The 22,365-nt window shown below is 62.0% G+C and carries 16 protein-coding genes and 1 pseudogene; 11 read left to right on the forward strand and 6 right to left on the reverse strand.

Going from position 1 to position 22,365, the window contains the following annotated elements:
• The first annotated feature begins 8 nt into the window (after nucleotides 1-8).
• A complete protein-coding gene (locus tag VPA02S_RS20600; RefSeq protein ID WP_062365456.1) occupies nucleotides 9-3,131 on the forward strand; it encodes an error-prone DNA polymerase in 3,123 nt (1,040 codons plus the stop codon).
• A 167-nt stretch (nucleotides 3,132-3,298) separates the two neighbouring features.
• Entirely contained in the window at nucleotides 3,299-3,637 is a 339-nt protein-coding gene (locus VPA02S_RS20605; protein WP_028256448.1) for a thiamine pyrophosphate-binding protein, read from the forward strand.
• A gap of 125 nt (nucleotides 3,638-3,762) precedes the next feature.
• Here VPA02S_RS20605 and VPA02S_RS31475 read toward each other — a convergent pair whose 3' ends face one another.
• Entirely contained in the window at nucleotides 3,763-4,005 is a 243-nt protein-coding gene (locus tag VPA02S_RS31475; RefSeq protein WP_081247609.1) for a helix-turn-helix domain-containing protein, read from the reverse strand.
• 188 nt (nucleotides 4,006-4,193) lie between these two features.
• On the opposite strand from VPA02S_RS31475, the gene VPA02S_RS20610 reads away from it, so the two are divergent.
• The gene (locus VPA02S_RS20610; RefSeq protein WP_028256447.1) at nucleotides 4,194-4,766 is read left to right on the forward strand and encodes a helix-turn-helix domain-containing protein; all 573 of its coding nucleotides are present in this window, start codon (nucleotides 4,194-4,196) and stop codon (nucleotides 4,764-4,766) included.
• Nucleotides 4,767-5,243: 477 nt separating this feature from the next.
• Here the strand turns inward: VPA02S_RS20610 and VPA02S_RS20615 are convergent, their stop codons facing one another.
• Nucleotides 5,244-6,251 (reverse strand): putative phage abortive infection protein, encoded by a 1,008-nt coding sequence (locus VPA02S_RS20615; protein ID WP_081247610.1) that lies wholly within the window; start codon nucleotides 6,249-6,251, stop codon nucleotides 5,244-5,246.
• A 298-nt stretch (nucleotides 6,252-6,549) separates the two neighbouring features.
• On the opposite strand from VPA02S_RS20615, the gene VPA02S_RS20620 reads away from it, so the two are divergent.
• The gene (locus VPA02S_RS20620; RefSeq protein WP_062365458.1) at nucleotides 6,550-7,416 is read left to right on the forward strand and encodes a restriction endonuclease; all 867 of its coding nucleotides are present in this window, start codon (nucleotides 6,550-6,552) and stop codon (nucleotides 7,414-7,416) included.
• A gap of 207 nt (nucleotides 7,417-7,623) precedes the next feature.
• Entirely contained in the window at nucleotides 7,624-7,818 is a 195-nt protein-coding gene (locus tag VPA02S_RS32230; protein ID WP_244883695.1) for a hypothetical protein, read from the forward strand.
• An 808-nt stretch (nucleotides 7,819-8,626) separates the two neighbouring features.
• Here VPA02S_RS32230 and VPA02S_RS20630 read toward each other — a convergent pair.
• The 3 genes from VPA02S_RS20630 to VPA02S_RS20640 all read right to left on the reverse strand — a co-directional run bounded on the left by VPA02S_RS20630 (nucleotide 8,627) and on the right by VPA02S_RS20640 (nucleotide 14,248).
• Nucleotides 8,627-8,974 (reverse strand): hypothetical protein, encoded by a 348-nt coding sequence (locus VPA02S_RS20630; RefSeq protein WP_155736628.1) that lies wholly within the window; start codon nucleotides 8,972-8,974, stop codon nucleotides 8,627-8,629.
• An 83-nt stretch (nucleotides 8,975-9,057) separates the two neighbouring features.
• Entirely contained in the window at nucleotides 9,058-9,543 is a 486-nt protein-coding gene (locus VPA02S_RS20635) for a hypothetical protein (RefSeq protein WP_062365460.1), read from the reverse strand.
• 10 nt (nucleotides 9,544-9,553) lie between these two features.
• Nucleotides 9,554-14,248 carry an RHS repeat-associated core domain-containing protein gene (locus VPA02S_RS20640; RefSeq protein WP_081247611.1) on the reverse strand — a complete coding sequence of 1,565 codons (4,695 nt, stop codon included), beginning with the start codon at nucleotides 14,246-14,248 and terminating at the stop codon, nucleotides 9,554-9,556.
• A gap of 516 nt (nucleotides 14,249-14,764) precedes the next feature.
• Here VPA02S_RS20640 and VPA02S_RS32235 point away from each other — a divergent pair.
• The 6 genes and pseudogenes from VPA02S_RS32235 to VPA02S_RS20665 form a co-directional block, all read left to right on the forward strand.
• Nucleotides 14,765-14,902 (forward strand): annotated as a pseudogene (locus tag VPA02S_RS32235) (cupin domain-containing protein); the annotation flags it as partial.
• A 326-nt stretch (nucleotides 14,903-15,228) separates the two neighbouring features.
• A complete protein-coding gene (locus tag VPA02S_RS20645) occupies nucleotides 15,229-16,287 on the forward strand; it encodes an ABC-three component system protein (RefSeq protein ID WP_062365995.1) in 1,059 nt (352 codons plus the stop codon).
• On the forward strand, nucleotides 16,275-16,763 hold the full coding sequence (locus VPA02S_RS20650; RefSeq protein WP_062365462.1) for an ABC-three component system middle component 2: 489 nt from the start codon (nucleotides 16,275-16,277) through the stop codon (nucleotides 16,761-16,763). Before VPA02S_RS20645 ends, VPA02S_RS20650 begins: the two co-directional genes overlap by 13 nt.
• Before the next feature lie 5 nt (nucleotides 16,764-16,768).
• Nucleotides 16,769-18,673 carry a coiled-coil domain-containing protein gene (locus VPA02S_RS20655; protein ID WP_174545088.1) on the forward strand — a complete coding sequence of 635 codons (1,905 nt, stop codon included), beginning with the start codon at nucleotides 16,769-16,771 and terminating at the stop codon, nucleotides 18,671-18,673.
• 244 nt (nucleotides 18,674-18,917) lie between these two features.
• Nucleotides 18,918-20,663, forward strand: coding sequence for an ATP-binding protein (locus tag VPA02S_RS20660; protein WP_081247612.1), 1,746 nt, complete (start codon nucleotides 18,918-18,920; stop codon nucleotides 20,661-20,663).
• The gene (locus VPA02S_RS20665; RefSeq protein ID WP_062365464.1) at nucleotides 20,656-21,762 is read left to right on the forward strand and encodes an HNH endonuclease; all 1,107 of its coding nucleotides are present in this window, start codon (nucleotides 20,656-20,658) and stop codon (nucleotides 21,760-21,762) included. Before VPA02S_RS20660 ends, VPA02S_RS20665 begins: the two co-directional genes overlap by 8 nt.
• Before the next feature lie 212 nt (nucleotides 21,763-21,974).
• Here the strand turns inward: VPA02S_RS20665 and VPA02S_RS31485 are convergent, their stop codons facing one another.
• Nucleotides 21,975-22,337 (reverse strand): helix-turn-helix domain-containing protein, encoded by a 363-nt coding sequence (locus VPA02S_RS31485; RefSeq protein WP_155736629.1) that lies wholly within the window; start codon nucleotides 22,335-22,337, stop codon nucleotides 21,975-21,977.
• Nucleotides 22,338-22,365: the final 28 nt, after the last annotated feature.

The raw sequence follows: 22,365 nt of genomic DNA on the forward strand, positions 1-22,365 counted from the left end.
GGCCTCCCGTGGACCTGCCCGATTACGCCGAGCTGCGGTGCGTGAGCAATTTCAGCTTCCTGCGCGGCGCGAGCCAGCCGGAGGAGCTTGTCGAGCGCGCGAAGCAGCTGGGCTACACGGCACTGGCCCTCACCGACGAATGCAGCCTGGCCGGTGTCGTGCGCGCGCATGTGGCGGCGAAGGACCATGGCCTGAAGCTGCTGATCGGTAGCCAGTTCCTCGTCGAGCCCGACGCAGAGTTCGACCCGGAGGCCGCGCCGTTCACGCTCACCGTGCTGGCCTGCGATCTGGAGGGCTACGGCAACCTCTCGGCGTTCATCACCAAGCTGCGGCGCAGCGCCGAGAAGGGGACCTACAAGCTGACGCTCGCGCAGATCCGCGGCGCCGAACTCGCCGGTTGCGTGGTGCTGGCTTCGCCCAGGCGCATGGCCACGCCGGCGCAGCTGGGCTGGCTCGGGACCTGGCTGCTGCGCGAGTTCCTCGGGCGCTGCTGGTTCGCCGTGGAGAAGCTGCGCCTGCTCGACGACGAGATGTGGCTGCACCGCCTCGGCGAGATCAGCGCGGCCACCGAGATTCCGCTGGTGGCCGCGGGCGATGTGCATTTCCATGTGCGCTCGCGCAAGCCGCTGCAGGACGTGATGACCGCGACACGCCTGGGCAAGCCGCTGACCGACTGCGGCCTCGAACTGCAGCCCAACGCAGAGCGGCATCTGCGCACCCGGCTGCGGCTCGCGCAGACCTATGCGCCCGAACTGCTGGCGGAAACGCTCACGGTGGCGGCGCGCTGCAGCTTCAGTCTCGACGAGCTTCGCTACCAGTACCCCGACGAGGTGGTGCCCGCGGGCGAGACGCCGGCCGGCTATCTGCGCCGCCTCACCTACGAGGGGGCCGGGCGCCGCTGGCCCGATGGCATCCCCGCCAAGGTCCAGGCGCAGATCGCGCACGAGCTCGCGCTCATCGCCGAGCTGAAGTACGAGCACTACTTCCTCACGGTCGCCGACATCGTGATGTTCGCGCGCTCGCGCCACATCCTCTGCCAGGGGCGCGGCAGCGCCGCGAACAGCGTGGTCTGCTACTGCACGGGCGTCACCGAGGTCGACCCGGGCCGCATGAGCGTCCTGTTCGAGCGCTTCATCTCCAAGGAGCGCAACGAGCCGCCGGACATCGACATCGACTTCGAGCACGAGCGGCGCGAGGAGGTGCTGCAGTACCTCTATGCGAAGTACGGGCGCGACCGCGCCGCGATCACCGGGGTCGTGATCAGCTACCGGCCGAAGAGCGCGATCCGGGACGTCGGCAAGGCGCTGGGGATGTCGCTGGAGACGGTGGACGCCCTCGCCAAGGGGCACCAGTGGTGGGACGGGGGGGCGGTGCGGCCGGAGCGGCTGCAGGAGCTCGGCCTGTCTGCGGATTCACTGCAGGTGCAGCAGCTGCTGCACCTGACCGAGCAGCTGATCGGCTTTCCGCGGCACCTGAGCCAGCACACGGGCGGCTTCGTGCTCACGAAGGGGCCGCTGTGCCGCATGGTGCCGATCGAGAACGCCTCGATGCCCGACCGCACGGTGATCGAATGGGACAAGGACGACCTCGATGCGCTCGGATTGCTAAAGGTGGACTGTCTCGCGCTCGGCATGCTGACCGCGATCCGCAAGGCGCTGGACTTCATCGGCCTGCGCAAGGGCTGCGTGTTCGGCATGCAGGACATCCCGGCCGAGGACGGCACCACCTACGACATGATCTGCAAGGCCGACACCATCGGCGTGTTCCAGATCGAGAGCCGTGCGCAGATGAGCATGCTGCCGCGGCTGAAGCCGCGCTGCTTCTACGATCTGGTGATCGAGGTCGCGATCGTGCGGCCGGGGCCGATCCAGGGCGGCATGGTGCACCCGTACCTGAACCGGCGCCAGGGCCGGGAGCCGGTGGTCTACCCGAGCGAGGCACTGAAGGAAGCACTGGGCCGGACCCTGGGCGTGCCGGTGTTCCAGGAGCAGGTGATGCAGATCTCCATCCTGGCGGCGGGCTTCACGCCGGGCGAGGCCGACGGCTTGCGGCGGGCGATGGCGGCGTGGAAGCGCAAGGGCGGGCTGGAGCACTACTACGCGAAGATCGTGGACGGCATGACCGCGCGCGGCTACGAGGAGAGCTTCGCGAAGGCCATCTTCGAGCAGATCAAGGGGTTCAGCGAGTACGGCTTCCCGGAAAGCCATGCCGCGTCGTTCGCGCTGCTGGTCTACGCGAGCTGCTGGATCAAGTGCCACCATCCGGCGGAGTTCCTGGCGGCCATGCTGAACGCGCAGCCGCTCGGGTTCTATTCGCCGTCGCAGCTGGTGCAGGATGCGCGGCGGCACGGCGTCGAGGTGCGGCCGGTCGACGTGATGTACAGCGACGTGGACTGCACCCTGGAAGACCTGGCGCACGAACCGGCCGTGCGGCTCGGGCTGCGCATGATCGGCGGGCTCGCGTCGGCCTCGGCCGGGCGCATCGTCGAGGCCCGCGCGCAGCAGGTGTTCGACAGCACGGAGGACCTGGCGCTGCGCGCGAGGCTGGAACTGCACGAGATGAAGTTGCTGGCTGCGGCCGATGCGCTCGCGAGCCTGTCGGGTCACCGGCGGCAGCAGGTCTGGGAAGCGTCGGGGCTGCGCGCAGCGCCTGGGTTGCTGCGCGAGGTGCCGGTGGATGAGGATTTTCTGGAACTCGACGCGGCGCCCGAGGGCGAGGAGATCGTGTTCGACTATGCCTCGACGGGTTTGACCTTGCGCCGGCATCCGCTCGCGTTGCTGCGCGAGCGCCTCGCGCGGCGCGGGCTCATGACGGCGCGGGATCTCGACGGGGTCGAAAACGGCGAGCAGGTGAGCCACTGCGGCATCGTGACGTTGCGCCAGCAGCCGGAGACCGCGAAGGGCACGATCTTCGTGACGCTGGAAGACGAGACGGGCGTGGTGCAGGTGATCGTCTGGAAGAGCCTCAGGGACGTGCAGCGCGAGGAACTGCTGGGCGCTCGGCTCATGGCCGTTCACGGCAGGTGGCAGCGCGAGGGGGCGGTGAAGAACCTGGTCGCGACGCGGCTGGAAGATCTGACGCCGCTGCTGGGGCGGTTGGCGGGGGCGACGGTGAGCCGGGATTTCCGGTAGCCATCGATGTATTGATGGCCTACCTGCAGCGGCCGCTGACATGGTGACTGCCCTTGCCGCTGCGGGCCGCTTCCATCGACACGCCGGCTAACCGCCAAGGCGGCCAACTTCACGGCGGAGGACTGACGCATGGCCCTGCAGATCAACGGCGCGCAGGCGCGGTGCGCTTGCTTCCCGCGGCGCAGGTGCGCGAAGTCTTCGGCATTGTTGGCGGCAAGCTGGGGCCGCTGCTGCACGCCGTCGCGCAGCAGGTGCAATTGCGCTTCGTCGAGGTGCGGCAACGAGGGCGCGGGGCCATGATGGCGGCCGCAACCCATGCCGCGCCGGGGCGGATCGCGGTGGCGCTGGGCGAGATGGGGCCGGGCGGCCTCAACATGGCCTCCGGTCTTGGCGTGGCCTTGAACAACAACCTGCCGCTTCAATGCACGTCGGTATGTCTCGCTTTTGAGACGAGGACTTCCGAATCAGCGGTAGCTAGGCTCCGGCTCCAGTCAAAGTCGCTATAGCGCACCTCAGGTGCTGTTCGCAGGCGCGGCACCAGTCCAAATAGAGCGGCCGGCGCACTCAAGAGAAGTCTGTACGGGGGGCGCAGAAGGGCGCGAGACGCTTCGGATCGTTGATCCGGCGGCGGCTATTCCTCGAGAAGCTGATATGGCCTGAGATTCAGTGCCAAAGCGAGACGCTCGAGATTGTCGAGTGAAATGTTGCGAGCCTGACGCTCAACGTGGGCGACGAACGTCCGATGCAGTCCTGCTTCGAACGCCAAAGCCTCCTGGGACCACCCCTTTGCTCCGCGCTGGCGGATCAAATTCAAAGCAAGCACTTCCCTCGCCGAGGCTTTGGGTTGCTTCGAAGAATTCCTAGGACTGGTCACGGGGGAAGTCTTCGAGAAAGCTGCTTTTACGTCAGCCGTGTTTGAGTCACAATCGAAAGACCTGATGGCTCTACAAGAGGTCCGTGGTCATGCGAAACATTCGGGTGCCGTCGCCATTTCCCACTGCGCATTTGCCGAAACTGCCGGCGTCGGTCACACGCGCTCGGCCGCGGCAGCCAGTGCCCGTCGTGCGCAGTTTGTCCGCGGCGCGCATTGGCGCGCAGGTGAGGGCGCTGCGCATGGCGGCCGATGTGTCTGGCGGCGCGCTGGCAAAGACCTCGGGGATTTCTGCCTCGATGCTCTCGCGCATCGAGCGCGGGCTGGTCTCGCCTTCGGTGGAGACCCTGGAGCGCCTCGCGCAGGGCCTGCATGTGCCGACCTCGCGCTTCTTCAGTGATCAGGCGCGGCGAACGGACTTCTGCCATGTGCGCGCAGGACATGGTGTCCTGGTCGATCGCATCGGCGCGGTGGCGGACTACCGCTACGAGCTGCTGGGCCATCTGCTGTCGGGCAACCTGTTCGTGGAGCCCTACCTGGTCACGCTGCTGCCCGGGGCCGATCCCTATGTGACCTTCCAGCATCCGGGTCTCAAGTTCCTGTACTTCCTGTCCGGGGAGGTCCGCTACCGCTATGGCGGCAGGACTGCGGAGGTGAGGGCAGGGGACTCGCTGCTGTTCGATGCGACCGCACTGCATGGGATCGAGGCCATTCAGACCCAGCCGGTCTCATACCTTTCAGTGGTGTTTACGCTGCGAGAGTAGGCCTGTTCCTGGCGGCACTGCCGCGCAGCGGGGCGACGCGGATGTCCGTTCGATGGTCTCCCCGAATTCGCTATGTGCCGAATTCACCTCTCTGTCCGGCTCCATTTCTCGGTGTTCGGCATGCCGAACACCGAGAAAGTCTCGAACGGTCGCAACAGCGGAGGTCTTTTGCTTGATGGCGCCGTGAGGAAACTTATGCAACGGCCGCGTGGAGTTGCTCCGCGAGCGGAATGAATTTTCGGGTTCGGTAGCCTGGAGCGGCGGTCGCAGGACGACGTCGAAACTTCGAGGGAAAAGTGCTCGTGCGGCTACGAGGGCGGGATCGTTCCGTCTACCTCCGTCATGTTCGGCATGCCGAACATTGATGGCGGTCTTCGAGCTGTCGATCGACGGCAACGCTCCGGAGCCGCGAAACGGCAAGGGGAGTTCGACGCTGGAATTCCAAGGGCAGAGTCCTTGTGCGGCTATGAGGGCTGGCTATGCCGACGGTGGCAGCTTGCGTTTGGCTTTGGCGACCTCGGATGAGAATGCAGCTTCGTTGAACGGCCATGGTTCTGGTGGCAGGTTCGCCGTGAACGAAGACGGGGGCGACACAGTGAACTCATGGGCGATGGCATCAATCAGTTCATCGGGTGCCCCCTCCAGATTGTCGAAGAGCGCATAGTCATTGACCAGATCAGCAAACTTCTCGCCTTCCGGTGTGAGGCAGTTGTAGAGAATAAAAACCAACTCGATCCAGGAAAGTTGCGCGCGCACAAGCGCGACGTAGTGCCACTTTTGAACATCGTCGAGTTCAGAGGTGTCGATCCACCGCAGCAGACGGTACAGGGTGCGAAAGACGGCATCCAACTCCGATCGATGCATACGGATGACTTCTTTGTAGCCCCAGAGCGCGATCATGAAAACGTTGGAGAGGTTGCCCTTTTCTTCGGCGTCCCCGGTTGCGGACGCCCTGCGTATTTCCCCAAGATAGATCTTCGCTTCCTCTTCATCGAGGGCCCCAAGGCCTTCGGCACGTTGATGCCTCTGCATCGCAACCACGCTCGAGAAGCGCTGCTCGTACATGGTTGTCAAGGCTTGACGTCCCTCGCCGCCGAGTTTGCTTTTCGTGGCCGAAAGAAGGGAGTGATAGTTGGCCAGCCACGAGAACAGCGACTGCTCGAATCCCTGGAGCACCGCACTTCGATGGGCACTGCGTATTTCTTCAAGCGAGGCCTGCAGTTCCTTCCTCTGCAGCATGAGCGTCAGGAAGATCAACGTGACTGTGGCGATCCCGACGAGGGGGTTGATAAGCCCGCCGACGTAGTCTCCAAACGCTCCCCAATCGCCGGGATCGCCGGACATTTTTTGCCCGCCAAAAGCATGGAAGTACACCAACAGGACGACGAGTGCGGCGAGGATGACGATGGCAACGATCCAATACGCAGCCATGAGCAAATGCTCGCTCATGGACGTCTTGGGGACAGGCGCCTTGGTGGAGGTCATTCAAAGAACGGAGTAGTAGATCGCCAACTGCGACGATTCAGCAATTCAATCATGGTCATAACCGGTATCGGTCGTGAGCATCACGGCGTCGGCTTCCACCCCATGGTGCGATTCAATCGGCGCGGCGCCTCAGTTTGGGCTTCGGCGCGGACCGGCGGGGTTGCGCCTAAAAAAGAGCCAGTGTGTCGATCCGCGCCGCACGCACCTGGCCGGCCGAAATCCCGTCGTGACGAGCGTAACGGACTGTATCAAAGTCGGCTGCTTTTGGGCAAAATCCGCCAGAAGGAGGCACTCGCCAATGGCCCGCCGCAAAAAAACCAGCCCCGCCGAAGACATGGTCGACCTGATCGCGCTCTTGCCTTGGTACGTTGGAGTCTTCCTGGCTGTTGCCGGGTACCTGCTCCTCCACCGCATCGCGATAGCGCCCCTTCCCAGTGCCTTTGGCCCCGGTGAGGTGGGCAATGCGATGGTCGGAGCCGTGGGGCGCGGCCTGGCGACTGGCGGGCAGTACATCGTGCCGATCCTCTGCCTCGCCGGCGCAGCCATCTCTGCTTGGCGCCGTCACGCGAGGCGTTCGTTGATGGACAACGTCACCCGCTCAGACGCTCCCGACATCCTTGACGACATGAGCTGGCGGGAGTTCGAGATGCTCGTGGGCGAGGGATTCCGCTTGCAGGGCTACCAGGTCGCGGAGAACTTCGAGGCGGGTCCGGACGACGGCATCGATCTCACCCTTCGCAAGAACGGAGAGAAGTACCTGGTGCAGTGCAAGCAATGGCGGGCCTTCAAGGTCGGCGTGCCCGTGGTGCGCGAGCTCTATGGCGTCATGACGGCCAAGGGCGCCGTCGGTGGGTTCGTGGTCACCTCCGGTCGGTTTACGCCGGAAGCTGAAGCGTTCGCCAGTGGTCGCAACCTTCGCCTGCTCGACGGCCCGCAGCTGCACCGGTTGTTGAAGCAGGCCCGAGGCAGCGCTTCGGCCAGGCCCGACGACGGCAACAGGGCGGGGCAGGCCACCAACGCAGCACCCCAAGCGGCAAAGACAGCCGCCCCGAGCTGCCCCAGGTGCGCACAGCCCATGGTGCGACGCACGGCGAGAAAGGGAGCCAACGCAGGCCAGGAATTCTGGGGGTGTTCGAGCTATCCGCGTTGCCGCGGCACCGCTTGAGCATGGGCGCAGCGTCCACTTTGCTCGTCGATCTGGAGAACGTCCAACCTTCGCCGCAGGAGGGGGAGGCTTGGCTCGGCAAAGCCGCCAGTGAGCTTGCCAAGGCGGCGCCGACGAGCTCACAGCCTACCGACAGGCTCGCGGCCTGAGCGCATCGCCGCTGGCAAAATCGCCAGCATGCGTGTCAAGCAGATCGAAGATCTCCCCATGGCCACCAGCGCAGAGCTGTACCAGCTCAGCTGGGTCATCGAGCAGCTCATGGCCGACCCCAGGCGCGTCGTGCAGGCGCGCTGGCAGCTGCACATGGGCCAACTCGTGAAGTACTGGGACTGGGGGGCCGGCAAGCTGCGCGAGGCTCGCATCGCGGCGATGAAAAGACCGACAGGTCACGCTGCTCAATGAGCAAAGCAAACAGCGCTTCAGCGTGCTGTATGCGGCCGTTTTGCCTGCCGATGAATAGCAGGCAGGCGCGTCACCCTCACCGGCGACTGCAGCGCCGCTGAGGCCGCCGCCGGAGATCCATCACAAACAGGACTTCCGCGTCGGCCAGCGCGTGAGCTTCACCGACCAAAGCCTGAAGCGCCACGTCGGAGAAATCGTTCGGCTCAACCAGCGTACGGCCACCGTTCACTGCGACGGGCGTGCATGGCGCGTGGCGTTCGCTCTGCTTCAACACGTCACCGACGTCACGCCCTAAACGGTCCAGCCGTCAACAACGGCCTTGAGCGGACTATTACGACTGATGACTGCAGCGGCCCAGCGCCCCCCCCATCACTTTTGACAGTGTTAACCAGCAGCACTTCGCGAGAGAGTTGGGGCATCAGACATCTCGCTCGCGATGGAGCATCGGAGCATCGCTGTGGAAGTCGACCCCCAAGTATTCGAGACCTGGAAAAAGCTTTACATGCGCTGGAACAAAGCGAATCAGCGCGCTCGCAAAGCACGCAGTGAGACGGTGGCCCTCATCGATTGCCTCTTTGGCATGGGCATTCCCCCGACTGTCACGCGTTGGACAGAGTTCGAAAATTGCATTAGGCTGCCGACCAACTGCGCAGCGAAATGGACGCGAAGATCCTCAGCGCGTTTCCCCTCGACCCATGGCAGAGCACCGACCTTTCGTAGAAGATTGATCTTCGACTTCGTTCACTCCCGCCTCTGGGAGGACGACCGGAATACATCACCGACACATCACTGCAGCGGTGCCGTTCGTTCAAGGGGTCTTTGTATACGCGACGTTCTTCCAGAGCAGATCCGACGAACTGATGCCAAGAGCGGAACAGATCTCCTCAAGCCTGACCTCCCAATTATTCAGCTGAGATGCAAAAAACACCTCCGTCGCGTTCGAAGGTCGGCTCTTGTACTTGCTGAGAAAAAAGGGAAATCCATCGCTCAACTGAAGGTACGCCACTTCGTGCTCTTCGAGGTCGTCCACCTCTTGGCCAACACTGAAGTCCAGCCGCGACGCGAGTTCCAGCAAGTTTGCTTGGATCGTCGCAACGTGAGCAACATTGAAGTTGAATGAGACGGGGTTAGCCTGTGAAACTGATGAAGCTGTCATGGGGCAGTTTGTGAATTTTCACCCAGCTTGACCACTTTCCCATCGAACGCTTATCCACCTCTGCACACCAATCTCGACCCGGACTATTCCGAGGCAGTCGGCTTCTGCTTTAAAGAAGCAGCAAGTCGTGCCTCGAAGTCGTTGAGCATGGCTTGAAGCTGAGTCGACTCCGTCGCACCGGGTTCGAGACCCCCGCCGTCGCTGATGCCCTTGACCAAGTAGTACTCAGTCTCGGAGTGGATTACCCCTCGCTTCAGAATTTGCAGGTACTTCTTCGAGTAGCGCCGCCTGACCTCGCTCAAGGTGAAGGTGCCAGCGGCTGTGAACTTGGCATCAGCGGCAGCGACTTGTTCCGGCGTCCAGTCTGTGGTGTCTTCAACTATGTCGTTGACTGCCATTTGCAGACCCTTTTTGGCGTTTGCGAGAGAGGTCGTTTCTATTCGATCCAAGAACTGTGACGGGGAACCGGGCGGCGTCGTCGGATATTTGGGCGCATACCACTCAAAGTGGCGATCAAGAAATATTTTGAGCGATTGGTAGTCGTCATTCGAAAGCGACTGCTTAGTCATGGATACGCCTTCATTGACAAGTGCATCTACCGGCCGGCACCGGTGTTCCCCATTGAGCATTCGCAGCCGGAATGTATTCAAACCAGCCACGCGGATTTAGTGGGCTGATGCCGTTGATCAAGTTTCTAGAGTCTCCGCCACTGCTTTTAGCTCCGCCATTGATTTCGATAAGCTGCTGTTCTCGCCCACGAATCGCACTCTTGCTCGGCGAGGACTTGTCCAACACAGGGGGCTCGAATCCTTCTGCCGTCAGTTCAGGCTCTCCATAGCCGCGCTTTTTCACATTGTTCGCCGGCGTGTCAGTGCCGGAGGTGCGTCCAGAATAGCACTGCCCCGTGAGTGGATTCCATCGAGTGTAGGTCTCGTAAGTCTTCTCCGAATCGCTGAGAGCTTTGCTGGCGCGACGGGCGAGCTCTCTTAGTCCGTCCGCAGGAGTCGGAATCGGGATGATCGGGCCGCCCCGTTGGTCTGGGTCATCGACTTGCAACCCAAGCGAATCGGAGTACATCAGTGGATTTCCATCTGCGTAGACGCGTCTGTTGAGGCCTCCAGCCAGTCCGATCTTGTCGTTCTGCGTGTACCCCCCGGTTCTTGGGTCATACGTTCGGAACCCGTTGTAGAAGAGCCTGCTCTCCTCATCCGCATACTGCCCCGGATAGCGTAGGTTGAACTTCACCTCCGAGAGGTTCGTCGTGCCCGGGTTCGCCGTGATGTCGAGGTTGGCGAACCGGTTCTTCGCGATCGTCGGCTTGTCCTCCCCGAACGCGCTGTAGCTCCACTGCCAGACGGGCTGCCCGTCCGCATTGCTGAGCTTGCGCGGCGTGTTCAGGTGATCGCTGTGCACCGCATAGGTGGCGTCGTTGATCACGGCCGCAATCGGCATCGGCCCGTTCGCCGTCGGCAGGTAGATGTAGCTGGCCTGCCCTGCGCTGTTGGCTCCGCCGCTGCCCGCCTCCGCGATCAGGCTGCCCTGCTCGTCGTAGACATAGGCATAGCCCAGTTGCTCCGCTTGCGTGGTCGCTGGTGACCACAGCTTGGTGAAGAACGCGATCAGGCTCTGCATGAAGCCCGGGTCGGCTTCGTCGCCCTGCCCGGGCGGGTACAGCGGCTCGGTCTTGAACACTCGCTGGCCCAGCGCGTTGTGCGCGTAGCGCGTGGTCGGGCTCACGTCGGTGGCGCCGGTGGTAGCCGCGGCCAGGCGGCCCTCGGCGTCGTAGGTGTAGCTCCTGAGGCCGTCGCTCACGAGGTCGCCGTTGGCGTTGTAGCCGTAGGTGACGCTGGTGGTGCTGGCGCCGTTGATGCTCTGGGTGAAGCCGGTGAGCTGGTTGCTGGTGGCACCCACGGTGTAGGTGCGGCTGGTACTTTGGGTTCCGAGTACCCGGGTGCTGCTGGAGCGGTTGCCGTTGGCGTCGTAGCCGAAGCCGGCGGTGCTGCCGGTGGCGCTGAAGCCGGTGATGCGGCCCACGGCGTTGTAGCCGACGGTCCAGGTGATGTTGCTGGCGCCGATGGTGCTGTGGGAGGGGTCGGTGTCGCCCGGGCCGTAGAGGGTCTGCGTCAGGCTGGTGATGCGCCCGGCGGCGTCGTAGACGTAGCTGCTGAACTCGGTCGCGGTCATGCGGCCCGCGGTGTCGTAGCTGCGGCTGGCCGCGAGAGCTGGGCTCGCGAAGGCCCAGGTCCAGGCGGTGGGCTGGCCCAGCGGGTTCCAGGCCAAGCCGGCGACCAGCGGGGTGCCGTTCCAGTTCAGGCCCGTGAGGCGGCCAGTGGCGTCGTAGCTGTGGGTGAGCAGCCCGCCGCCGTTGGGGTAGCCGATGCTCGCCAGGGTGCCGTTCGCGTTGTAGCTGTAGCTGACCTGCTGCACGCTGCCGTTCGCGAGGGTCTGCTTCTTGAGGGTCACGCGGCCGAATGCATCGCGGATGTACTCGGTGGTGCCACTGCGGTCGAGGATCTCCGAGAGATAGCCCCTGCTGTTCGCGCTCAGGTCGTAGCGCAGGGTGGTGGTCTTGCCGTCGGCGAAGACGAGGCTGGTGGGACGGCCGAGGGCATCGCGCGTGACGGTGGTGGCATGGCCCAGGGCATCGGTGATCTGGCTGGGCAGGCCCAGGCTGTCGTACTGGGTGCTCGCCCCACCCGTATCGGCACTGCTCTCGGCCGTCGCGTTCCCTTGGGCGTCGCGCGCGTAGCTGGTGGCCACGCCCTTGAAGTCCTTGGCTTCGGTGACGGCATCGAGGGCGTTGTACTTGAGGGTGGCGGTGGCGCTGGCTGTATCGGTCATGGCCTTGACGCGGCGCAGGCCGTCCAGGTCGTACTGGGTGCTCTGGTTCAGGCCATTGGTCTGGGTGATCAGTTCGCCGTTGGCGTCATAGCCGAAGGAGCTGGCCTGATTGGGGCCATCGGTCTGGGCGCTGAGCCGGTTGATGTTGTTGATGGTGCGCGCGGCGTTCCAGGCGACGTTGCCGGCGCTGTCCTTGATCTGCTCGGCGGTGCGGTTGCCCATGCCGTCCAGGGTGTAGAGCTCAGAATCGCCGCGGTTGTTGCTCCAGCCGGTCAAGCGGTGGGCGGGGTCATAGGTGTAGGTAAGGACGAGGCCCGTGGGCGAGGACACCGTCTCGACCGTGCCGTAGGGCCTGTAGGTGAACGAGGTGGTCTGCCCGCCTACGGTCTGGGTGAGCAGGCGGTCGCGCGGGTCGTAGGTGTAGGTGGTGACGAGGCCGTTGGGGGTCGTCGAGCTCGCGACGCGGTTGGCGTTGTCGTAGGTGTAGCTGGTGACGTGGCCCAGGGCGTTGGTCGATGTGAGGACATTGCCACGAGGGTCGTAGGTGTAGCTGGTCACCGCGCCGTTGGGTTCGGTGGCAGTCGCCACCAGTTGCTGGGCGTTGTAGGTCCATTGCCAGAGCTGGGCGGTATTGCTCGTGGTGTCTGTGACGGTCTTGGTCAGTGTGTTGCCCACGGCGTCGTAGGTGTAGGCGGTCGTGCGGCCGGATTCGGTCACCAGCACGGGCAGGCTGAAGGCAGCGTGCCATTGGGTCGAGACGGTCTGCGCTTCGGGGGTGCCGGAGGCACGCGTGACCGAGGTCGGCAGGCGGCGGGCTACATCCCATGTCGTCGTCGTGACCGCGCCATTGAAATCAGTCTCGCTGGTGATCAGGCCGTTGGCATCCTGCACACGACTGGCGGCGTCTCTCTTGCCTTCGCCTGAGGGCAGCGAGCCGCCCGTGACGGCGAGCTTGCCCAGCGTAGTGCCATAGCTGTAGTTCCGGCTCGTGCCCAACGGATCGACCACTGTTGCAGACCCTGAGGACGGATAGCTGACTTGATAATCGTCAACAGAGCCCGCGAGCTGAGTGCTGACCGCGCGGCCCGTGCTGTCGTATGCGAACGTACCCCAGCGACTACCGGACTCATCGAAGATGCCCGTTAGAGCTTGGGGAAACGAAGCGTTCTCGTAGACGAAATTACGACCCTTGCCATCGGGGTACAGGACCGAGACAAGGCGGCCGGTGCCATCGTATGCATAGGCGATAACGCGCGCATCTGGCGTTGTCACCGCGGTCAGTTGGCCTGCGCCGTTGTATGCCAGCGCAAGGGTGCGCCCGAAACCGTTCGTGACGGAGGCCAGTTGGCCAGCACCGTTGTATGTGTAGACAGTGACCCAGCCGTTGCGATCCGCTTCGATCTGCAGTTTGCCGGAGCCGTCGAAGGTCAAGGTGGTGTCGTCATCGGCGCGGTGGTAGGTCCAAGCGCCAGACGACTGCTGGCTCAAGGTGTCGGCACTGTTGCCGGCGCTCCAGGTGGTGGCGCCAGCAACCTTTCCAAAGGTCCGTACATAGCCTTCGCCGGTGGCGATGACTACACCCACTGGGATTGTGCTGGGTGTTGCGACCAGCATGGTGCTGAAGTTGTGCGACCAGACTTGGCCAAGCGGATTACCGGTCCGGGCCGAATCACTCGCCCAATTGCTACTGTAGGTGCGCGTGAAGGACAAGGCCCCAGGTCCGAAGTCGGACCAATCGGTCTCGGAACGATATTTCTCGGCTGTGGATGGTGAAATGGGATGGCCTTCCGACGCGCCCGCCATGCACATAATTGGTTGAGGGATAGCCGGAACGCACGCAGTGTGGGTTGCATCTTCTTGGGCGTGTCGATTGCATGCGCAGGTCTGACCAGATAGCGAACTGTTCGCAGGGCAAATCAATGCAGATCGCGATTGAAAAGGCGACTGGGGGTTGTCCGTCAAAAAGACATCTGGGTTATAGATCGTCTTGCGCTTCCAAGCGCAGGCGCCGACCTCACCATAGAAAGGGGAAAAGTACGGCAGCAGATATGGCTGCTCGTACGTGTGTTCATGCGACTCTGAATCAAGGAGTTGCATGTAGTCCGTGCATGAAGCCATCTTGTCCAGCATCCACGCACGATTACCAAGCCGAAACTCCTGCCCCTGCTGAGCCGGGATGACACTGTGAGCTTGCGCGCCCGTAAGCAGCACAAGTAACGCGAAGATCCAATGTAAGACATGAGTTAGGCGGCACTTAATATCGCGATTCCAATGGCTTTTCTGTCGACGAACTTGAACTCCCCGCTCCGGCTTCCACGGAAGTGATGCAAATTCAATTGGCCACTTAGATTTTTTCATCACCCTCATTGCGCTCTCCCTCACGCTTCTTGATTGCATGTTTGAACACCTACAGCCCAACGATGCGAAGGCCATGGCAGTCAACTTCCTTGAACGGCCGATCCCTTCGCGCACTGCCACGTGGCGCAACGTACAAGTTGTTTCAAGATAGCTGAAAAGGCTGGGAGCAAGCAGCAATAGTTCTGCGGCGGAGCAAAGCCATCGGCGAACTGAAGATGAAAGTACGCGACACAATGCACGCGGTGTTGTCTGTCAGCGACTGCTTAGGATCCCACGCTACCCGCAAAGAAGCGCGCCGAAATCGAAACCCTCAAGAAACCATCTGCCGCTCAGCGAGCCTCGATAGCTGAACTGCGTCGCGCTACGAAGACCGCTGTATGCCCCACCACGACTGATGCGCCGCACGGTGACGCTGGCCCAAGCGTCGATTCAGCGCATGTCAAGCGACATCAGGAGGTGCCCCTCTTCACTGTACCGGCGCCGACGCACCTCTTGACCGTTTGCCATCATGTCCATCTATTCCTTCGTGGACAGGATCGTTGCCGCCAGCGCCCGAGCGTTCAAGATGGGGCGGCCAGCCCCTTACTCCGCTACCGCTATGGCGGCAGGACTGTGGAGGCGAGGGCAGGGGACTCGCTGCTGTTCGATGCGACCGCACTGCATGGGATCGAGGCCATCCAGACCCAGCCGGTCTCTTACCTGTCCGTGGTGTTCACGCTGCGAGAGTAGGCTGTTCTTGGCGGCACTGCCGTGCAGCGGGGCGACGCGAATGCCCATTCGATGGTCCCCCGATTTCGCTACGTGCCGTACTAGGCGCGGAGCAATCGCTTGCTCCCTGCGTGAATTGGGAGTCCAACCCGAAGTATTGGTGATGGACGGGGCTCGAGATCGCCCCAAGCCATGCGACCTCACGGCGACGCCACTCATTCCCCGGCCTCGGACAATTACAAGGCGTCAATGAGTTACAGTTCCGATACAATTTCTCGAGCAACAGCACACACATCAGCGCAGGAAAGGCGCTAACAGCAGCGGCAACAGCTGCGGTGGCGAGACGCATGGGAGCTGCACGAAAAAAGACCAATCGCTTCGTCGGAATGGGCGGCGTCATGCCGGCCTCTGCGCAAGTCCTGCATTTCGAACCATCGCATTGGGAGCGGCTCATCGAGGCTGCGGTTCGTTTACGCCCGTTGGGAAAAGGTAAGACCTACGCTCTTGTGAAGCGCCTCGGTGCAGCGAACGATAAAGGCCGCGATGTCGAGGCACGGCTCGTACCGGAGCGAGAGCCCCGAAAGTGGGACTTGTACCAGGCGAAGCACTATGAGAACCCGCTGACGCCGAGCAACATATTTCCGGAGCTGGCAAAGTTCTTCAGGCATCTGGCGGCGGAGACCTACGTTCATCCCAGGCACTACCTCATCTGCGCCCCCCGCGGTGTGGGTAGCGACCTGTTCGATCTTCTCGCAAAGCCAGACGTCTTCAAGCAGCGCCTCCTCGCTGACTGGAAGGCGGGCGAGACGGGTCTGCAGAAGCTGAAGGGCGACCTGGCGCCGACAGTTGAAGCAGTCGTTTCGAACTTCGACTTTAAGGACATCCGCGAATGCGAACTTCGCGACATCCTGGATTGGCACGCGCTAGACCGGTCAGACCACCACAAGCTCTTTGGCATCGTCGCTGAACGAATGGACGACCCACCTGCGCCGTCAACGCCAACCGCAGATGAGGCCAACTATATCCAGGCTCTGCTGCAGGTGTATTCGGAGTTGAGCGGGAAGACGCTCACGGTCGACGCGTTAATGGCCTCTCCAGAGTTCCGCGAACACTTCCTTGACCAGCGCACGACCTTTTACTGCGCCGAGGGTTTGAAGACATTCAGCCGTGACCTATACGGTGAGCATGAGTTCTTCAACCTGCTCGAAATGATCCACACAGGCATTCGCTCATCCGTCAACAGTCCGAGGCACACCAGTGGTCTGGATAGGTTGGAAGCAGGCTTGGCCAGCGCGCAGGGACTGAAGGTCAACGACAGCGTTCTCTCGCCTCGCCTCCGGCCGGGAGACCTGCCAGGTTCGTGCCACCATCTTGCCAATCAGAAGAAGCTGAAATGGGTCAAGTGAAACGCACGCCTCTTCCCGTCTTCAACTCGCCGCTCGAGCTCGGCTTGAGGATGGTGTATCTGCTGCAGGCACTTTCGCCGCAAGGGGCCGACCTGCAGAAGCTCGTGCTGCTCGACTACGCCGTTGTCTATTCAGCGGACCTCGATGGTCCTTCGAGCCTCCACACGCCCATCCCATTCCGCGGAGCGGAACTGCTGAGTCGACGGGAGCTCATCGAGCGAGGTCTGCATCTGATGAGCACTCGCGGACTGGTGACTGCTGCGTGGGCTGAAGACGGTATCACCTACTACGCTGGCGAGAGCGCTAGGATGTTGACCACGTCTCTCACTTCGCAGTATTTGCGTGATCTGGACCTTCGCTGCCATTGGGCGGCCGAGCACTTTGGTTCCTCGGACTCCGGCGAGTTGACCGATGAGTTCGCCGCCAGTGGTCACCTTTGGGGCGCTGAGATTGAAGCCGTTGTACGCCACGGTTAAGCACAATGGGCATCGTTCTTCTCAAACTTTCCTCCCACGGGCCCGATAAGCCCGATGTGGAAATCGACTTCCATCCTAAGCGACGTGTTGTCGTTGGCCCCAGCGACACGGGTAAGTCGTACATCCATGCATGCCTCTGGTACTTGCTTGGAGGGGATGCTCCTGACAGCACCTTCCCGCAGGCCCAGGGCTATCAGGAACTCAGGCTTCGACTCCTTGCTGGCGACGTCGAGTACGAAGTCCGGCGAGGCATCAATGGCGGCTCGGCCGCAATCTGGTCCCGGGCCGATGGGAACGAAAAGCCCCTCGCGTTCGAGGCCGTGGAACGAGACCTCGGCGAGCTGATCGTCGAGCTCTCCGGCGCCGCAGGGAAGCAGCTTCTTCGGAATCAGAGCGAACGAGGTCCTGTCACCGGTGATGACGTCCGGCATTGGGCACTTTGGTCCCAAACCGAGGTCCCAGCAGACTTTGCGACCAGTGGCGTCGGATACGCAACGCCCAAGCGCATTTCATCGTTCAATCTATTCCTAACAGGGAACGACGATGCGGCCATCCAGGTCACCAAAACCAAGGCAGAGGTCGAGCGCATCAAGGGGCAGCTCACGTCTGCCGAAGCGGCACTTGAACGAGTCAAGGCGGGTCTTCCACGCGATGTGAAGCGCGAGGATGTGGCCGAAGCAATCGAGCGCATTGACGCGACGCTTGCGGCCATGACAAGTCAGTACGAAGCGCGGGCAACGAAGCTGAAGGAGCTTCGAAGGGAGTTTGCTGATACCGCCGAGGAGCATGCGATTGCGGCAAACCGGCGAAACCACGCTCATTCAATGATTGGCAGGTTCCAGCTGCTCGACGAGAAGTACACGAATGACCTGTCGCGGCTAGGAGCCAGCAACGAAGGTGCCGCGTTCTTCGAAGCCTTACCGGAGGTGGCCTGCCCCCTGTGTGGCACCAGCACCGCTGACCAGCACGGGCACCACGGCCACCCGCAGCCCAAACCGAAGGACTACCAGCTAGCCATCAAGGCTGAAGCAGAGAAGATTCAGTCTCTTCGCCGCGGCCTGCTTGTGGCGCTCGAGCGCGAACGCGGCCGGTTTTCTGAGTTCCGAGCAGAGGCCGAAAGACTTGGCGGCAACCTGAACGCGCTCCAGAGCCGCGAAGCGGTCGTCGTCAACGGCGCGCGCATCGAGTTCACCGGGGATCCAAAGACGCTGGCGCTACGGCGCAGCGACCTCGCTGCACAGCTCGGCATCTTCGACGAGATTGAGCGCTTGGAGGCAGAAGTTGCTCGCCTCGGAAAATCCAAGGTGCGCAAGCGCGTGAACGTCACGCGCGATGGAGGGACGCACGGCCGTGCAGTGGCGAACCGTGCAAAGGCTCTCTTGGAGGACTGGGGCCTCACCGACATCAAAAACATCTCGCTCGATGCTGGCGAATGCGACCTCGTCATCAATGACCGCGCACGCCTCAGCTACGGCGCTGGGCTACGGTCTCTGTACCTGGCGTCGCTGGTCATCGCCCTGATGGAGTATGCCGTCGAACATGAGTACCCGCACCTCGGCGTCGTTGTCTTGGACTCACCGCTGAAGCCGTACGCGGACCCCAAGCGCACTGCATCGCCGGACGTGGAGCCCAGCACTGTTCGTGAAAGGTTTTACCGCTGGTTGTCCGACTGGGCAGGGTACGGGCAAATCGTCGTGCTTGAGAACGAAGAGGTTCCTGCCTCGCTCACGGATGCAGTCAAGCCCATCGTGTTCACCAAGAATCCAGCTCTCGGCCGGGCTGGGTTCTATCCTTATCGAGACTTGCCAGAGCCTGCTACCGACGCACAACCGGAGATGAAGCTCAACGAGCCGGCAGGAGACTCGTCCGACCAGAAGGACGACGACAGCGACCTGCTGCCGCCACCCTGAAGCGGCGCGTTCTGATGTAGTTTGAGAGAGACACGTGGACATTACATTCTTTGTGGTCGATTCTTGGCTCAAGCTGCCGCGGGGGTGGAGAACAAGGATGGCAACAAGACAGGACGAACTAAAGCGCGCGATGGCGCAGCCACTTGATCAACATGAAAGGCCCGCGCACTGGACTGAAGAGGTTGGCTGCCCGCCCGCAGCCTGCGAAGCCTCCTGCAGCTTCGCCGCAACTTGACCAATCTAAATGGACACACTATCTATTGATGGCTCGCGCCCTGGCGTGTGGGTGGGGTCATGGGAGCCGAGCTCCCTGCCCCGCGAGTTCGAATCGGCGGTTGGTCTGGCCATCAAGCTGGAATCGTGGGAGGAGCTTTCTCCGTCTACGCGGAACACCGTGGGCCGCTGTACGGTGTTCGTGCTGGCGGCTCATACCAAGTGGGACTTCATTGCCAAGATCGCCTTCCTGACGGAAACCGATGAGCCGCCGCTCTCGGACCAACCACCTTACCGCCGAGATAGCAAAACGGATTGGTTACCCCTTACGGAGTTCCGGATACGGCACGGGCAGTTCGTCTTGTCGATCGGCAATCGACGCCTATACGAAGAAGTCTTCCGCAGGCTCGGGCCAGAGTTGGCTAAGCGCCTACTTCTGTCGGTCAACGAACTCGTCGTACTGAACGATCTCCGCCCGAACTCCCGAATACTTCGCCGAGTTCGGACGTCGCCGCATGATCTGTGGGCGGACTTCTTTCGCGAAGACGAAGAACGATTCGCGCTGGTCGATTTTCGCCGCAGCATGGCGGCTGCCGAAAAAGACAGTACCGGCCTCGCCGATGTCGATTGGCTCGAGGCCGAGGTCCCGCTATGGGATGGGCAATTCGTGCTGCAGCTGCGACTGAGTTTCCCATCCGTCTTGGGCCAACGACAACTGTTGAATGTCGTCATCGGACCGAATGGCTCCGGCAAGACGAACCTCCTGTTGGGGCTCGCCAAATGCGCCGTCAACCGCCGTGCGAAGTTCGGAGGCGTCGACATGCCACTCTCTGCGGCCAGTTTTGACGATCCTTACGCCCAATCGCCGCCTCTCCGCGTTGCCGTCTTTACCTATGAACGAGCCATGTGGTCGGGTCTCCGCCGCAGGGGCGTGGACGTCTACGAGCAGGGTGTCCGGTCAAGCGACTGGCGTCTGCTGACGGAGTTGGTCTACCGGATCATCTCGTCGGGAAGCGAGCAGCATGGCCTCAGTGACCTGCGCCTGCTGAGAGAAATCCTGTCGGGCTTTATCGATGTGCGCGAGCTGTGGTTCCCGTTGCATCCCGGGCAGCCGGCAGCCCAGCGTACGTCCTGGATGGACATAGATCAGAGCGAAACGCGTGTATCGCTCAGCCAATTGGCGGAGGCGTCCGGCGGGGAGTTCTCCGATGCACTTTCTCGTCTGGACCGTGGAGTTCCGCCCTACATGCGAAGCCGAGACGGGCGAGAGTATTCGCTTAGCTCGGGAGAGCGCAGCCTCGTGCTGTTTTGCACGCGGTTGATGACCGCCTCGCGTGGCGGCGCGCTGGTTCTGGTCGATGAGCCAGAGAACCATCTGCACCCGAGTTTCATCACGCTCATGATTCAGACACTTGCTCGAACGATGCAGGCAACCGGCTCACGCGCACTGGTCGTCACGCACTCGCCGTTTGTTGTTCGTGAGTTCGAAAAGTCCACCGTCAAGGTCATGAAGACCACGCCGGATGGTGTGCCCGAAATGTTTAGGCCGTCGTTACAGACGCTCGGTGCGGACGTGTCCATGATTTCGGACTACGTGTTCGAGGATGAGAAGATTCGCAAAGGATTCCAGGCGAGCATCGACCGCGCAATTCGCGCTCGGCAGGGCCGCGTCGACGCACAGCAGTTGCAGGGCATGGCCGCCGGATTGGGCGAGGATGGCGTGAGCTATCTGATCGAGATGTCGGGGGACGAAAGCGGCAAGGCGTTCGATGCCTAGCGCCCTTAAGTGCAAGAGGACGGTCGAGGACGATCTCCACGCGCTTGGCATATATGCGCGCACATACAACGGTAGGGACAAACGTGCACGAGTTGGCAGTGCACGACGCGCGTACAGGAACCTGATAGAGCCCTTCCTAAACTACGTCGAGTTCTTCCAGACTCCGCGCCGGCTTTTCGTCTCTAAGTTGCGAGGCTTCACAGACTTTCTCCACGATCTGTACGACTCTAAGGCAGGGCCCTTCAATTACATCAAGGATCTGCGTGACTACGGCAGATTCGGCGCATGCCCGTACTGCGGTCTGCCGAAGAACATCACCGTCGACCACTATCTGCCAAGGACGCCGAAGGCCTTTCCGCATCTTTCGTTCCTCTCCCTGAACCTCGTTCCGGCATGCTCTGACTGCCAAGGATCGAAGAGCAATTTCTACCCAGGCAAACTTACCCGCGTCACGCCAGCGAAGGCCAGCAGAACCAAGTCGCGCCTGCAGCTCTGTAGCAAGGAAGAGGCCCGTGTCAAAGAGGCACGTCGATCCAATGCGCCGCCGGCGCCCTCGTTGCGCATACCCGGATCGACGCCGCTGCGACCGGCGAAGGCCGGCAGTGTCCTGGAGACCAGACGCCTCATTCATCCGTACCTTGATGGGTTCCTGCGCCGATCGGTGTTCGACGTGAACCTTGACTGGTTGCGCGATAGACCTGAGATCAGGAGCTTCAGCTGGAGACCGCAATTGACCTCTGCCCAGCGCGCGCTCGTGGCCTTTCACCTGAGAAAGCTTAAGGTAAAGGACCGCTCCGGCGGAATCATCAAGCGCAGGTACAAAGCGCTCGCGAAGGCCATTGCGGGAAAGAACCTTGATCACGACCAGGTTGTTGACAAACTGCAGTTCAGACTTCGCACCGTCCAGGAAGAGGCAGGTATTGCGAACTCGATCGAGGCGAAGTACCTTGAGGCGATGTTGCGCGATCCAGTGAACGTCGACCGCTTGGTCGCAGAGTCCGTCGTCCCAAAACCAGTCGCGCTGATCATCGAGTCCACCGCTGTGCCGGGAGCTGTGAGGAGTCGCCGGCGTCGTCAGATACGGGGCTACATCTATTAGCGATGCGACAGCTGAGATCGGCGCCGCGGGTTCGCCGCACTGTTCATAACGGCTCGGCTTAGACAGCATTTCGCATGTCATTGCGGGGGATGCGCTGGAGCGTACCTCGTCAGCCATTGGTCGATGGCCGTCGGCGTGCGATCCATTGTTAGGCGTAATAGTCCGCTCGAGGAAACCAGAAACCGAACTGTAGAGGTCGCGGTTTCTGCGCGTTATCGGTGACCACGCGACTTCTCCGACGACGCGACAAGAACTGCCTGGTTTGAGCGTCGCAACTCGCCGCCTTTCCATGAGGGCGCCAGCGTCTCTTTCATGCCTTCGAACAGAGTGGGGAGTGTGATCTTCAAGCAATAGCACAGCGTGGCCAGCGTCAACAGCGAAGGGTTGATGTGTCCTCGTTCTATCTTGGAGATGCGCGACCGCTCCACCTCCGCATCGAAGGCCAGTTCAACCTGCGTGAGTCCTGCCTGCTCGCGGAAATACCTCAGGTTTCGCCCGAGAGCCAGGGTCACTGCGTTGGGCAACCTGCCCCGCGCAATGCCCGATGGCGTCTTGGTTGGTGTGCCTGCATTCATGTCCGAGCAGGCTCGTTGAATGTGCTTG

The organism is Variovorax paradoxus NBRC 15149 (genome assembly GCF_001591365.1).
Taxonomy (GTDB): Bacteria; Pseudomonadota; Gammaproteobacteria; order Burkholderiales; family Burkholderiaceae_C; genus Variovorax; species Variovorax paradoxus.